Consider the following 15,908-nt stretch of genomic DNA (forward strand, 5'->3'; position numbering starts at 1 on the left):
TTTAAAAAAATCCTTATCCTAAGGAAATCCGTCAACAAAACGCGATTTTCGTATATTATTAAGACCTAAATTAATAGATGCTTAAAATTAAAAGGCCTACACATATTATATAATACTAATATGTGTAGGCCAGCATTGTTTTGTATATGTTCTCTTTATAGTAACTTGTCCCTCTTGATTTTTTTCTTGATCCCATTCCCTTTATTTTTTCTTCCTTCTTTAAAGAACAAAGGGAATATTCTACGAATGGATTTCTGCATAGAAAGATTATAAACTTCATTGATATTCAACCAAACAGCTTTTCCTTCTGGCGAATTTTTTAGTAAATCCCCCTTAAAGTCTTTTGTAAAATAGTTAAATATCATATCTTGGTCTTTGACGATTGAATTAACATATTCATAAAGTCCTTTATAAACAGGATTGCTAACTTCAAGACCAGTTTCTTCTTTAACTTCTCTAATGGCACTATCAACAATACTTTCCGGAAATTCTAAAACTCATTACTAAAAACAAAGTATCGTACGGAACATTAAACACCGTTTATGGGTTATAGTACTACTCCATTTATTATTTCCAAATCCATTTAGAATGTTTAATAAATGGGGCAGATTATGGTGATATTCCGTATAAATAATACCATTACATTAATGTTCTTTCGGAAGTACAATTCCTTTATACAATTGAACTGTAATCAAGTAGTAAATCGAGTAAATTACTACGAAAATAATAATTGGTAGCCAAATACGAAAGTAAGGATCAGCCAAAAGAACGCTGAACATGTTCATACCAACCAATACGTGAACAATACCCAAAATTGCTGGGACTAAAAATATAAAGAATAACTCCTTAAAAATCGATTTTATTAATAACTCACGACGAACACCGATTTTACGAAGCATTTGATAACGTGCTACATCTTTTGATGCTCCCGACAGAACTTTAAACATTAAGCAGCTTGCCATCATTGCTAAAAATGCAATTCCAACGAAGAAACCCATAAACATTAGTCCGCTGGCAAAATCATGACTCATAATATATTTTTGATACTTACTATCCAATTCTTCCTCTTTCACATTTTTATATTTTGCTATCTGTAATTCATCAAGTTTTTTCCATTCTTTTATGTATGATCCAAAATCATCTGTTTTCCCTATAAACACAGTACTTTCTTTACCCTTCAACCCATCGTATATGTTTTGTTCTACAATTTTGATTTCATAATGAGGATACATATAATTTGGCTGGATCGTTCTGAAAGCCTGAATCCATTGTTTTGTGTCGATTTCTCCTTTAACCCATTTTATTGAAAATGCACCAATTGGTATTTCCTCTGAAACTTTCTCTATTTTCATACCTTGCAAGAAAGGGCGATTTTTTTCTACATCTTCTTTAAGATAATAAACATACCTATCATCAACTTTGTAATGGTATTCAAATTTTTCTTGAAATAAGATACCACCCAAAATTGTCTTTTCTTCCGCAGTTGGATTATGAATGACTGAATCGTAAATTCGCATTTGATCTGTCATGTTTATAATGTTGTTTTTAAATGCCATACCACAAGCAATTCCACCAGCACCAAGAGCCACTAAAATTGCTACTGTTGCAAGCACATTTGTTAGACTATTAATGCGGAAATTTAATTGTGCAAAAGTAAAAGCATTGAGGCCTTTTTCACTACGTTTTTTATTACTCTTTAGCTTGTTAATCATAACTGGGAGAAGGGATCCAAATATAAGGTAAGTACCAGCGGTTGCTGAGATTAATCCAACGGCCATTAATCCCAAAGCAATTAGCGAATTTGCATATGACATATAGATCAGTGATGCATAACCAATACCTAATAAAAGAATACCAAGGAATGCAATTACAACTGTCATTTTTCCTTTTATGGCAACACGTTCTGTTTGTGCATCTGCATGTACAAGTTGCAGTACAGAAATACGCGATAATTTAATACTATTCATAATTGCAGATAATACAAATAGTGCAAAGAAGAAGACGCAAGTAATAGCTAATGATGGCAGATAAAATGCTTTATAACCTTCACCAGCAAACTCGAGTTGTTTCATTAATAACTGACCGATCCCTTCTGCAAGTCCTACACCAACTGTAATACCAATCGCAAGAGACGCAGCGCCTAATACGATTGTTTCGATAAACATAAGTAATGTAACTTTATGCTTTTTTGCTCCTAACATCATATACATACCAAATTCTTTTTGACGAAGAGCTGATAAGAAAGAGTTTGCATATAAAATAAAAAAAAATGTGATAACCGCTAACAAAAAGGAACCAATTTTAAAGACAGCCACAATATCCCTAATAGAAGAGTTAGATTCAAGGAACGTTTTATTGGATGCTAGCGTTTGAAACATATAAAAAGTTGAAATAGAGACAATAAGACCAACAAGTAAAACAATGTAATCTTGCAACTTACTTTTTAGGCCTGACATAGAAAGCTTAAATAACATGATTGAACTTCCTTCCTTACGCTTTTTGTGTGCCTAAGTTTGCAAGCACGTCTAAAATTTCTTTATAGAATTCTTCACGGGTACCACCGCGATGAATTTCTTTATATAACTCACCATCTTGAATGAATAAAATACGCTGACAGTAACTTGCGCTATAAGGATCATGCGTAACCATCATAATGGATACACCTTGCTCTTTATTTAAGCTTGTCATGGCATTAAGTAAACTCGTTGCATTTTTAGAATCTAGAGCTCCAGTCGGCTCGTCTCCCAAAATAATTGCTGGTTCATGAACTAACGCACGTGCTGCTGCAGAACGTTGCTTTTGTCCACCAGATACTTCAGAAGGATATTTTTGAAGTATAGCTGTAATGCCTAACATATCAGCTACTTTTTCTACTTTCTTTCCAATGTTACGAGATGAAACACCTTGAAGTGACAGTGGGAGTGCGATATTTTCATAGATAGATAAATTTTCTAATAAGTTAAAGTCTTGGAAAATGAACCCTAACTTTTGTGAACGAAAATCAGAAAGTTCACCTTGCTTCATTCTCGTAATATCCGTTCCTGCAATTTCAACAATGCCGCCTGTCGCTTTATCTAACGTTGAAATTACATTTAATAATGTTGTTTTACCAGAACCAGAAGGCCCCATAATACCGACAAACTCCCCCTCTTGAATTGAGAATGATACACCTTTTAATGCATGTGATTGATTCTCACCTTTTTTACCGTACAATTTTTGAATGTTTTTTACATCTACAACTGGCTTTATCATTTATATCCTCCTACATTTTTTTATTTCATTACAATAAGCTAACTACGTTTGTTTACTACTAATAAAATAGTCATGTTGCATTCACCCTAAAGCTACAATGAAGTCTTTCCTTTTTTCTTCTTTGCTCACCTCATCACTTTGAATACACCTATGATAAACTATGAAAATTAGGAAACACCCTGTAAAATCCTTAAGAATTCTTAAGTTTTATAAAAAAAGCTTATGGAACCTGTAATTCCATAAGCCGGTCTATTTGATTGGATGTTCAACAATAATGGACATCCAGCCATCTTTATATTCTGCATGTATATTACCATCATGAAGTTCAACAATTCTTTTTGAGATAGCAAGTCCCAGTCCATTTCCTTGATCATTTTTTCTTGCCTTATCACCCCTGAAAAACCTTTCAAACAATTTATTTGGATCGCTAACAGGCGGTCTCTCGACTATATTTGATACTTTTAAAATTGCTTTGTTATCCATTAATTCAAGACATATGAATAATTGGGATGGTTTCATGCTGTAATTTATCGCATTCATAAACAGATTTTCATATACACGTACCATTTTTTCTGCATCTATGAAGATAGGTATTATTTCTTGTGTAATTGATTTTTGAACGATTAAACTTTCCTTTTCAAATATAGGAATGTATTCTCCAACTATTTGCTCCAACAAACCTGATAAATCAACTTCATTAAAGTTTAACTTAGCATCGATGCCTGATAAACGAGTATATTCAAACAGTTCATCAATTAAATATTTCAATCTCTTTGATTTTAAATACGTGGTTTCAAGGTATTCCTGTAATTGTGTTTCACTGTTGTATTGCCCTCTTTTTAATAAATCTATATAGCCAATAATAGATGTCAACGGTGTGCGTAAGTCATGAGATACGTTCGTTATGAGTTCATTTTTTGTACGTTCTAATCGTCTTTCCTGTTCAAATGTATGCTCCAATTCCTTGGACATATAGTTGATATTTTGGGCAAGTTGGGTCAATTCGTCATTCCCCTTGATCCCTATTGTCAGACCTAGTTTTCCATTGGCAATATCATTTACATTATCTGAAATGAACTTCAAATATACTATTTTCTTTCGAACCAATATCAAAAAAAGTATGATAAAGGTAAAGATTGCGAACGCGAATAAAAACAACAGTGCCAATTTGAATTCAAACATACTAAACTCTTCGTATTTTACAAATAACGGATCTATAACGTATGCCAAAATGAGAATTGTTAAACCAATTGAAATAAAAAAACTAACTGCAACAGCACCAAGAAGTTTTATAATGATCTTATTTCTAAAACTAACATTCTTCATATTTTATATCCAATTCCCCACACAGTTTTAATATAAATGGGATGTTTAGAATCCTCTTCTATTTTGTCTCTTATTTTTGTAATATGCACCATGACAGTATTGTCTGATTTATAAAAAACCTCTTCCCAAACTGCTTCATATATTTTTGCTACACTCATGACAATCCCTTTGTTGCGGGCAAGTAGTTCTAAAATAGCAAACTCTTTTGGAGTTAATCTTGTTTCTTTTCCTCTTACCCATACTTGACGTGTATCTGTATTCACGGTTAAGTCACCAATTTCTAGAATGCTTTTATTATGTCCTATTGATGAATTGTATTTTTTAAACCTTCTTAATTGGGATTTTACCCTAGCGATTAATTCCAATGGGTTAAACGGTTTTGATAAATAATCGTCTGCACCAGAGGCTAGCCCCTGAATTTTGTCTATATCCTCAGATTTTGCAGATAGCATGATGATAGGTATATTGCGGTCTTCCCTAATCTTCATACACGCTTCAATACCATCCATATTAGGCATCATAATATCTAAAATAATCAAATCAAACTCCTTTTCTTCTAACAGTTGTAAAGCTTCCATAGCATCTTCTGCCTTTTGAGTTTTCAGGCCTTCATTTTCCAAATAAGCAGAGATAAGATTTCTAATTTCTTTATCATCATCGACAATAAGAATTTTTGATTCCATATGATTCCTCCATATTTTTTCTCGTATAAAACAGCTAAAGACATAAGCAGGTGAGACATTTGTATCTTCTTTTTTTCTTAAGATTGCAAATGAAAGACAAGAAATAACATACTGTATATACGTAATATCGTTCTCCCTAATATATTGTTCAATATTTGCTACTGATCCATATACAATTAATAAGTTCCCTTTTTCTTTTAATTTTGCTTTTAGTAAAATTAAAAATTTCTTATTATTTTCTACTAATAAAATAATTGTCTTGAGATTTCTTCTTTTGATTAATTTTTCTGTGAATACACCTGTACTCAGTCCATATTTGACAATATAATTTACTTTCTTCAAATCAATTCCTTCAATTTTTTTGTCTCCATGAAACCTTGAACTTGGAATATCTGCATCAACTGATTTTTAGTACATTATATACAGAAATAAGAAAGCGAATTGTTTTCATACCTAGTCATCCTACAGGTTTGAACTCATTATCATACTCTAGAGTCCAAAACTTAAGAAAAAGGGGTAAAAGTTCTTAAGAATTCTTAAGCTTTCTACAACATTTTATCATAAGAATATATGACAACTCTTAAAATGTTAGCGGTATCTCCCATAACACTTACTATTCGTCAATCCGAAGAACAAAAAGAACTTGTAGGAATTCCTACAAGTTCTTTTTTAGATAATGTAAAAAAGTTAAAGTAAACTATCTCATAATTTGAATCGGAGCAAACACTATAACTACGGGTTTATTATATTATATACAAAATCTTAACGTATGCACTTTTAACGTTTGAAAATTTTGCTAATTTAAAATAGGAGAATAAATAACGGTCTTAACCCCTGAAAATCCTAATTTATCATTTTGAACAAAACGTTTTAAATCTATATTTATATCGTAATAATTTATAAAAATATAAGTATAGTTAAATAGAGAAGAATGGTGTATTCTTACTGTAAAACTTATATATATATTGTTTTTTTATTCATCTACTTTTCAATCCCTCTATTTACAATGATTTGAATGTATATATAGTAAATTCAATGTTTAAGGGGAAATGAAAGTAAACTAATGAATAATAATTTACATTAGATATCTTTAAAAAGTGTTAAAAAAACGACCTTTAATCAATCCTTTTTTCTAAAACCACAGAAAAGATAAGTACTATAGTTAACACGATTATAACCCTTATTTCACTTCCATCACTTACAAAAAATGAATACAAAGTATAAATTAAAATTAATATTCCATACATAATTTTGTACAATGAACTTCCACCTTTTCCTATATATATTTTAGTATAAAAGTTTAATTCAAGTCCTAGATTAAAATAAAAATAAACAGCACCTGTGATATACACAAAGTGCTTTTCTCTTGTCAATTTATCTATTTTCACTATACTTATCTATTTTCTTCTTATAACTCAAACTTCTTAAAACCGTACTTTTAGCTTGTTGCAATTCATTTTATTTATATGAAATATGTTTTATCTGTCTGTACATCTTCAACATTTTCTCCATCTACTAATAATCTCCTGTACTTAAAAGATTGCCCTGTTAATACTGTTGTAACCCCCTCCTTTTGTTTAATTACTTGTATCATAAAACAAGTATCCGAAGTTTATATGTAGTCTATCTAGAGTCTATGTAGATTTAAAAAATCTCTAACAAAATGTTTGTATTGTAACGTTACTACCAAAACTATTGCTCTAAACACCATAATTTGAAGAAACAGTACCCTATGTTCTAATCCTCAATTCCTCCTACAGCTCTATGTTGAGTAAAACTAGTTAATCCCTATAATATAAAAAGAGCACCCCTTTTTGGATGCTCTTCGTTATAACTATATATTATTTAAATTTCTTCATTTGTTGGTACCATTTTTCCTTCTTGAGAATCCGTACCTGTACCTTCTGATTTTTCAACAGTTTTTGCATGTTTTCCAGGTTGTAATTCTGTACCTCCATTTGTTTCTACCATTTTTCCTTCTTGAGAATCTGTACCTGTACCTTCTGTTCTTTCAACAGTTTTTGCATGTTTTCCAGGTTGTGATTCTGTACCTTCTTTTGTTTCTACCATTTTTCCTTCTTGAGAATCTGTACCTGTACCTTCCGATTTTTCAACAGTTTTTACATCTCCTTTAGATGCTGGCACTGCATCTTTAGGTAAATCAAAGTTTTGTGAGGAAGACGTTGTTCCATCTACACTCTGTGTAATTACTTGATTTGAATTTTCATTTGACTTTAAATTGTCCGTTTTCGAATCTTCTGCACCAATTGCACCACTCGCTAATAATCCTGTACTTAAAAATGCTCCTGCTAATAATGTTTTAATCATTCTTCATTACCTCCTGTATATTTGTAATATTCATCAAAAAAGTATCTAGAGTTAATGTTTTAGTCATTATCTTTATCTACTTGCTTTTTGATTACATTTAGCATAAGGCAAGAATCTATAGTTGATATGGACTGTATCTGGAGATTATGTAAAGAAAAATAGATGATTAATTGTATATCCTAATGAATGCTTAGACAAGATTAAGATTTTATATGAGTTTGATAGTTGAATTACCCTTTGTTTTTGATCGGAAGGTTTATGGCTGGGGTAAAGCCAATTAAGGACCTAATCTTTTCTAATTTGGAAGTAAACTTTTGGCTAAAAGTTTACTTTGGAGATTTGAATCATTTATAACTAATTTTGTAATAAATTTCTCAATATAGATATACTTGTTAAGAATGGTTATAATATTCAAAATTAACAAAAAATAAATTATAATAAAAATATGATGGTTATCCTTTTGTTTACTCCTTGTGCTAAAGATAAGATCGTGTTCGCCGATTTTATCTTTTTTTATTTGTGATTTTTGATATAAAAAAAGAATCCTTATCATAAGGATTCTGCAACAGGAAATAACAAAATACATACAATTATAGATTTGAATTAAAGTTTAATAAAAAAAGTGTGCCTCCAGCATTTTGGAAAAACCCCACGCTAAGCAAAAAATACAATAAGCTGCCCATATGGACAGCTTATTTACATAATTTTCGATATAGGAAGTTAAAAGTTTTTATTTAAATACACCTTTTCTTTTGGAAAGCCAATCTTCTAAGGCATCTTCGTGTAGTTTTGTGAATAATTTCGGTATTTGGTCTATTGGGAAGTATTTTAAATCTAAAGTTTCAATACCATCTGCAGTAAGTTCCCCATCAATTGGCTTGCATTGAAAACAATGAACGATAGTCTGAGCTTTATCTCCGTTCGGAAACTCACCCAAATATTTAGAGTAGACACCTATAAGATGTTCAACTTCAACGTTTAATCCTGTCTCCTCAAGTATTTCTCGTTTAGCGGTTTCTTCAAGAGATTCTCCAAGTTCCATAGCACCACCTGGAAGACCCCACTCATTTCTATCTCCCCGTTTTTGTAAAAGAATTTCATTTTGTTCGTTATAAATAATACCTCCAGCAAAATTAAGAAATATTAAATCGTGTCCTACTTTTTCACGAATATAACGGATGTAGTCCTTATTTGTAGTCATAAATTTCCCCCTATTTATATAAAAATACAAATTAATTATATATAAAGATGGATTGAAATGGTAATAAGAGTTATATTTTTCTTTATTTAACTGATCTGTCATTTAGTTAAATAAGAAACAGTGTATATCGTATGCATGTGAGGTTAACATAACGTCTCATTATCGGTAGCAAAGAAAAGAGAGGTAACCCTACTCTCACAAAAGAACATTCTTTTTTTGTTTTATGGATCTATGCATTTTTTTATACATTCCTATCCTATCGCGGTTTTAGGGTTCTTGTTTGTTACTGGATTATCCGAAAAGTTGTATAAAATCTTGCATGTTCTTAGCATGCGGGGGCCGAAATGCTGGCGATACTCCATTACCAGCAACCTAAGCTTTTGAGATACCCCCCCCATAACGAAATTTTCACCTTTTTACAGTTATTTATGAGAATTCAGCTCATTTTTTTGTTTTGGGGAACAATCAATTTCTTAAGTTGATGGTTATGTGATAATGCTTCCATTTGAACAAATTTTCCTTTTCCATACCGATCACACACCTTTTGTAGAGTAATAGTATCAGCATATCCCAGTTTAAGAGGTTACTTACAAAACATTTAGAATTTTTTTGCGATATCCCTCCGAAATGTAATACAAACTTTAAATATTTTCATTTATAATTCTCTATTTGTCTATACTTTTCATACCGCTGTTGTATAAGCTCTTCCGAGGATAATAGTATCAATTTTTTTAGAGATGATTCGATTACAGATTCAATCACTTTTGCCTGTAATTTTATATCATTTTGTGCTCCGCCTTTAATTTCAGGAATGATTTCATCAATAATTCCTAAATATTTTAAATCTTTTGCTGAAATTTTCATATGTTCAGCAGCTTCTGGAGCATACTTAGCGTCCTTCCATAGGATAGATGCTGCTCCTTCTGGAGAAATTACCGAGTACCATGAATACTCTAACATATGGATATGGTTACCGACACTAATGCCAAGAGCTCCACCACTTGATGCCTCTCCAATTACAATACAAACAATTGGCACTTTAAGTGTAGCCATTTCAAATAGATTTCGAGCTATCGCTTCAGAAATTCCACGTTCTTCAGACCCTATCCCTGGATAGGCGCCTATTGTATCAATAAATGTAATAATAGGGCGATTAAATTTATCAGCTTGTTTCATAAGTCTTAGCGCTTTTCTATAACCTTCTGGATGTGCCATTCCAAAATTTCTTTCTATACTTTCCTTTGTATTTCTACCTCTTTGATGACCAATAACCGTAACGGGCATTTCTTTAAATTTTGCAATACCACCTATCATTGCTTTATCATCACCATATAATCGATCACCATGAAGTTCGAGAAAGTTTGTAAACAATAAAGGTATATAGTCCAATGTCGTGGGGCGGTTACGTAGCCTTGCAATTTGAACTCGTTGAAAAGGTGTAATATTAGAATAAATTTTATCTTGCATTTTATTTAAACGTTTTTCTAATTCATGAATTTCTGACGATAAATCTATATTATTTTCTTTCATAATTTTCTTTAATTCATCAAATTTCTCTTTTAATTCAATAATAGGACGTTCAAAATGCAAACTCATTTTATCCTCCAAATGTTATGACTTACCTCACTCTAATCAAAAGGCTTAGAAATAGAATCAATAAATAATTCAAAACCATCCACAACTATTTTTTGTTCTGATTCTGATAAGTTATTGAGAATACTTTGATAAAATGTAATGGATTGCTCTCTTAAGCAATTAACAGTTATGTGACCTTTTTCTGTGAGGTGCAGAAAAAGTTCTCTTCTATTTTTTTCATTTACTTCACGATAAATAAGCCCCTTTTTTACTAACTTATCTACCAATCTACTTACAGTTGAAGTCTCTAATCTAAGTTTATTGGATAGTTGCCAAACAGTTAATTTTTCCACCTCTAGTTCCTCTAACGCCATCATTTGAGAAGTTGGTAAAGGTTTTTCAAATGGTCCTTTGGGCAAATTTTGAGATTCAAAAACCCCAGTTATTATAATCATTTTCTTAATATCTGTTCTTAGTTTTAAGGCATCTTCTCTTTTCAAAAAGGTCACCCTCCTACAACTCATGTATCATACATTAATTGTATTATACATGAATATGATTTATTCACAAGCTTAACGTAAGCCAATATTACAACATGGACGAGATATTTCTTCTTGTTAAAATGGTATAAGTGGATTGTTTTCTACAAATGGCAGAATATCAATTATGTATCAGGGATCTTTATGGGGTACCGCTCATCGCAATTAAGCTAAGAAAATAAAATACCTCCTAAAACGAAAAAGAGATGAAGAAAATAATAAAAAGCTTATCATTATGTACTGAAGTGACCCCGAATAGTGGTACATGAAAAAAACACCTCCTGAATTCGCATACTAAGTATGCAAATTCAATGGAGGTGTTTTTCGTTTGAAGACAAGAGTTCATTACCCAGAAGAAACAAAGTGGAAAGTTATTGAAATGAAGAAAGACGGCTATTCAAATCGTACAATTATGGAGAAACTCGGAATTAAAAATATTTTCCAAATTAAGACATGGATGAAATGGTATCGTACAGATCAAACGTATCGTTTTCAACAACCTGTAGGAAAACAATATTCTTATGAAAAAGGACCAAAAGAGCTCAGTGAATTAGAAAAGCTACGTTTAGAAAATAAACATCTAAAAACAAAATTACTTGTATGGGGAAAGTATCTGGAAATCGAAAGGGGCTGAAACCAGAAACTGTAGTTACTTTATGGGAAAATGTAAAAACAAAAATAACGGTAAAAGAATTGTGTAACGTATTAGAATTACCCCGTTCCACATTTTATCGTTGGTTACAACGAACGGAAGATTTGAAAGATGGTATAGAAGAGAAAGTAACGGACGTTTGTCTTAGGCATAAATTCCGGTATGGATATCGAAGAGTAACCGCTACTCTTCGAAAAATGGGACTCTGTGTTAATCATAAAAAAGTATTACGAATCATGAAACAAAATCACATTCTTTCAAAAGTGCATCGAAAGAAAAAGAAATATATCAATGGTGCGGAACTAATGGTAGCCCCTCATCGATTGGAGCGCCAATTCGATGTATCCAGACTAAATGCAAAGTGGTTTACGGATGTGACGTATCTTTTATTTGGAGAGCGTACCTTGTATTTATCAACGATTATGGATGCCTTTAATCGTGAAATTATTAGTTGTGTCATCAGCGAATCACAAACATTGACATTAGCGATGAAGACATTAAAACAAGCAATGAGAGGGCGAAAAGTAAAAGATATCCTTCTTCACTCGGATCAAGGAAGTATTTATACAGCAAAAGAATTTCAAGCGTATGCCATAGAAAACGGCATTATCACCAGCATGTCCCAGAGAGGAAATTGCCATGATAATGCCGTCATGGAAAGCTTCTTTGGTCATTTAAAAAGTAAAGCTTTCTATTCACAAAAGATAACAAAAGTATCCAACACAACTGTGCGAAAGATTGTGCTAGAATACATTCATTACTACAATTGTGTGCGATTTCAAGAAAAATCAAACCACCTATCCCCTAAAGAATTTAGGGAACAAGTGGTTTAGGTGTTTTGATTGGTGTCCCGTTTTCGGGGTTCACTTCAGTGTTTTGTAACGCTTTAATTATTCTATTCTTACTGGGTATTAAGATATCTAAATGGATCAATTATTACAGTTGAAAAATCGTTCAAAAGCTTACTCTCCTTGAACTCCACCCACTTTCACTTCATTTAGAAATGAGGGATTCCTAAGTAAAGATTCTTTCAAACTCTAATTGACTAGGCTATCCCCGCATCCCTTGCGGTTTGAAGCCTTATCGCTTCATTCTTAAAAATAAAAAAATGTGAAATTTTATATCATTATGTAAGACATTTAATATCAAATATATTACATTCACTATGAAATTAGTTTATTTATAGGATTTCTATAGATAAACAAGGTACTAAATTGACTCTTAAGAAGTCATAACATTATATTTGTCTAAAAATTGAAAAAATATGTGTAGATATATATCATCTTAAGTACATATATAATTAATTTTAATGCTCTGACATAATTCCACATCATTCTTAAACTAGTTTTTTGTTCATTATGAAATAAAATATTACACAATGTCAGTCTTTAAAAGATTATATATCAAAACTTTTAGAGAGGAAGAAAAACTATGAAGATGAAAAGGAAAATCATGATGACAACAGCACTTGCAGCAACATTAGCTACAGGTGCACTACCTACCACATCAGTGTTTGCTGCAAAAAAAGAGGCTCCTATCCAACAAAACAAGGCACAAATGAGTATTCAACCATTAGCACAAAATAATTTAGAAACAGCTGTTAATGCTGCCTTAAATGGTCCAGAAGTCAAAAAAATAAAAGTATTTGAACATGAATTTAACGTAAAGGAAATAGAAGTAGTAAATCTAGGTGCAGGAAAAAAATATGTTAAGGGACAAATTTCTCATCATTTAAGTTTCCGTCCAGATGATCAATTTTATTATGAGTTTACTGTGCAAGATGGAAAAGTAGTAGATAAGCCTGTATTTAGTATTGATAGAGGTGGTTGGACACCATTTGCTGCTCCACTTTTATCAATTCTTGCTGCTTATAATGGAATTCCAGTTAATCCAAATGATTTAAATACACTTGGTCAGCAGATTGGTAAAGTTATAGATGGAAGCTGGGAACATGCAGCCCAATCAATCGCAACTGTAGTTAGTCTAAGTTTTAATGAGTAGAATTTTTCAATTTTTATTAGCATTGTAGGGATTCACTTTTTGTAATCAGCCTTGTTATAAGAGATTCTAAAACAGCTATTAATAAACTTTTACTACTCATTCACATTATCTTGATTTGTTTACCACCTTATCATTCATTATATGTCACAAAATAGAAGTCTTTTTTAAGGCTTCTGTTTTGTTTGTATACAATACGAGCAACGGTTGGTTTTTGGAGGCTATATTTCGATTTTTCAAGAATACGTTTGGCTATTAGGTACAATTCATAAAAACAAATTATTAAAGTCTCAAATAACTTACTCCCCCTGTTTTTAATTATTTTCAAATCCAAAAATTTATTACCTCAAGAATGAAAAACAATAAATATAGTAAAAACATCATCTAGCAATTGTTTAAAGATCAGGAGAGATAAAATGAAGAAAATAAAAATGAGAAATTTCATTAAAATTAGCATCCTCACTTGTATTACACTAGCAAGTTTAAGTACACCATCTACTCTTTTAGCTGATAGTCATCCAGGTTACTCCTATGAATCCAATATAGGATATCAAAATCCATCGTGGATGTCCAAAATAGAAGATTCAACAAAATTAAGTGAAATATCTATTCCAGGGACTCACGGTACAATGGCTTTACATGGAGCAAGCTTTCTTGATGAAAATTTGACAAGAAATCAAACTATGAGTCTATCCCAACAATTAAATTCTGGAATCCGATATGTAGATATGCGTGTTAAACGTGTAAAAGATTCTTTTGCAATGTATCATGGCATTGTAAATCAAAAAGCTTTGTTTGAAGATGTATTAAAAGAGACAATTCAATTTTTAAAAGAGCATCCAACAGAAACAATATTAATGCGCCTAAAAGAAGAAACTACTCCTGAAAGCGGCTCTCTATCATTTGAGGAGATATTTTTAAAATATAAAAACGTTAATGCTTCATATTTTTGGAATCCTAATTCCGTACCAACCTCAGATAGAAATAACCCTACTTTAGGAGATACCCGCGGGAAAATTGTAATCTTACAAAACTTTACATCTACTCAATTGTACGGTATTGATTACGAAGGTTTGAATATACAAGATAAATTTGAAATTGGAAGCGGACCAGACGAAATATATGCAAAATGGATTGCGATAAAAACCCATCTACAAAATGCAAATACTAATTTTAATAATGGAAAAATTCATCTCAACCATTTTAGTGGTACGGGGGGCGTAGCGGCATTTTTAAATAATGTATATCCTTGGTTTATTGCAAGCGGAAAAGAGAGCAGAAATACTGATAGTAGTCCTAAATTGCTTCAAACGAATTCCACAAATGCATGGAGTGATTTCCCTCGCGATAGAAACGGACAAGTATACTATGGGGGAATGAATACACTTGGGACCAAACTCTTACAACAAGGCATAATTAAACATTCTGGTATCATCGCAGCTGATTTTCCTGGTCCAGGTTTAATTGATAGTATCATTAAATTAAATGGTATACATTCTAATGAAAAAGAAATATTAATTTCGCAAATTTCATCTGAATCTAGTCCTTTATCCGGGCAACAAAATCGATCCAGTCAAAACTTTAAAATTGATATTTTACCTGTAGGTACCAAAGAATTAAAATGGGTTATTGAGCCTTCAGATAAAGATTATTCTTCTACTATCTCTTTCAATGTAATGATTGATGTTTCCCTAGGAATAGATTCTACTCGTTGGAAAAACATTTCACATGGATCTAGGACTGAAGCTTACACAAATACTAAATATTATATTGCAAGTCCAATGGGTGCCACTAACAAATTCACAGTGAAAATATACGCTATTACAAATTAGAAAATAAAGAATCCCAATGAAATTCCATTGGGATTCTTTTTTAATTTCATTTCGTAAACATTAGGATGGGGTTTAAATCTTATTGATTTATCGTTTTCCGACAGAAGACTCCTTCCTCAAAAATGTGTAGGTGTGAAACACCAATTTTAGGTGAGAGATGAATGTCGGTTGGCATAAGCCAACATATTCGCTATCATTTACTTGTACAGATTGCTCTTCGAAAACTGAAGATATGAGGTTGGTTGCAGAAAAACGTTGCAACCGTAAAATCTTCAACGTTCTATCGCCCCACGCTTCTCAAAATCTCGAAAACCAAGCTAAAGTAGGGAGTGTGGTGAGTCAGCGTACAAGATACTTATGTTCTCACCGTAGGGACTACGGGTAGAGCCTGCTAAGATAACTGATGGATACATCGGTGTTCGCAGGAATCTCCCACTTCAAACAGTCCGTTAGGACGTTAAGTGGTGAGTAGTTCAACATTTAAATCATAAGATAATTCATATTTGGAACAGCCCTTAATTT

The 15,908-nt window shown here is 31.9% G+C and carries 12 protein-coding genes and 1 pseudogene; 3 read left to right on the forward strand and 10 right to left on the reverse strand.

The window, feature by feature from the left end; genetic code table 11:
• Nucleotides 1-155: 155 nt before the first annotated feature.
• From NST27_RS27295 to NST27_RS27340, 10 genes and pseudogenes are all read right to left on the reverse strand, one after another.
• The gene (locus NST27_RS27295) at nucleotides 156-476 is read right to left on the reverse strand and encodes an NUDIX domain-containing protein (protein ID WP_306302922.1); all 321 of its coding nucleotides are present in this window, start codon (nucleotides 474-476) and stop codon (nucleotides 156-158) included.
• Nucleotides 477-644: 168 nt separating this feature from the next.
• Nucleotides 645-2,474: an FtsX-like permease family protein gene (locus NST27_RS27300; protein WP_000897815.1), complete on the reverse strand. Its 1,830-nt coding sequence runs from the start codon at nucleotides 2,472-2,474 to the stop codon at nucleotides 645-647.
• A gap of 16 nt (nucleotides 2,475-2,490) precedes the next feature.
• Nucleotides 2,491-3,252 carry an ABC transporter ATP-binding protein gene (locus NST27_RS27305; RefSeq protein WP_000595165.1) on the reverse strand — a complete coding sequence of 254 codons (762 nt, stop codon included), beginning with the start codon at nucleotides 3,250-3,252 and terminating at the stop codon, nucleotides 2,491-2,493.
• 249 nt (nucleotides 3,253-3,501) lie between these two features.
• The gene (locus NST27_RS27310) at nucleotides 3,502-4,578 is read right to left on the reverse strand and encodes a sensor histidine kinase (RefSeq protein WP_000800293.1); all 1,077 of its coding nucleotides are present in this window, start codon (nucleotides 4,576-4,578) and stop codon (nucleotides 3,502-3,504) included.
• Nucleotides 4,575-5,261 carry a response regulator transcription factor gene (locus NST27_RS27315; RefSeq protein ID WP_033667543.1) on the reverse strand — a complete coding sequence of 229 codons (687 nt, stop codon included), beginning with the start codon at nucleotides 5,259-5,261 and terminating at the stop codon, nucleotides 4,575-4,577. Before NST27_RS27315 ends, NST27_RS27310 begins: the two co-directional genes overlap by 4 nt.
• Nucleotides 5,262-6,722: 1,461 nt before the next feature.
• Nucleotides 6,723-6,855, reverse strand: a pseudogene (locus NST27_RS29665) (histidine kinase); the annotation flags it as partial.
• 251 nt (nucleotides 6,856-7,106) lie between these two features.
• A complete protein-coding gene (locus tag NST27_RS27325; protein WP_000598088.1) occupies nucleotides 7,107-7,589 on the reverse strand; it encodes a hypothetical protein in 483 nt (160 codons plus the stop codon).
• Between the two features lie 730 nt (nucleotides 7,590-8,319).
• On the reverse strand, nucleotides 8,320-8,790 hold the full coding sequence (locus NST27_RS27330; protein WP_000210485.1) for an NUDIX hydrolase: 471 nt from the start codon (nucleotides 8,788-8,790) through the stop codon (nucleotides 8,320-8,322).
• 651 nt (nucleotides 8,791-9,441) lie between these two features.
• A complete protein-coding gene (locus NST27_RS27335) occupies nucleotides 9,442-10,386 on the reverse strand; it encodes an acetyl-CoA carboxylase carboxyltransferase subunit alpha (RefSeq protein ID WP_000052081.1) in 945 nt (314 codons plus the stop codon).
• A 32-nt stretch (nucleotides 10,387-10,418) separates the two neighbouring features.
• Nucleotides 10,419-10,865 carry a MarR family winged helix-turn-helix transcriptional regulator gene (locus NST27_RS27340; protein ID WP_000817656.1) on the reverse strand — a complete coding sequence of 149 codons (447 nt, stop codon included), beginning with the start codon at nucleotides 10,863-10,865 and terminating at the stop codon, nucleotides 10,419-10,421.
• Nucleotides 10,866-11,232: 367 nt separating this feature from the next.
• On the opposite strand from NST27_RS27340, the gene NST27_RS27345 reads away from it, so the two are divergent.
• From NST27_RS27345 to NST27_RS27355, 3 genes are all read left to right on the forward strand, one after another.
• A protein-coding gene (locus NST27_RS27345) for an IS3 family transposase (protein ID WP_085962505.1) occupies nucleotides 11,233-12,389 on the forward strand; the annotation gives its coding sequence in 2 pieces (ribosomal slippage) (nucleotides 11,233-11,485 and nucleotides 11,485-12,389; 1,158 coding nt in all).
• 598 nt (nucleotides 12,390-12,987) lie between these two features.
• A complete protein-coding gene (locus NST27_RS27350; protein WP_000782804.1) occupies nucleotides 12,988-13,557 on the forward strand; it encodes a hypothetical protein in 570 nt (189 codons plus the stop codon).
• A gap of 413 nt (nucleotides 13,558-13,970) precedes the next feature.
• On the forward strand, nucleotides 13,971-15,386 hold the full coding sequence (locus NST27_RS27355; RefSeq protein WP_000721441.1) for a phosphatidylinositol-specific phospholipase C: 1,416 nt from the start codon (nucleotides 13,971-13,973) through the stop codon (nucleotides 15,384-15,386).
• Nucleotides 15,387-15,908 lie beyond the last annotated feature (522 nt).

The sequence above is a fragment of the Bacillus sp. FSL W8-0770 genome, assembly GCF_038008705.1.
Taxonomy (GTDB): domain Bacteria; phylum Bacillota; class Bacilli; order Bacillales; family Bacillaceae_G; genus Bacillus_A; species Bacillus_A cereus.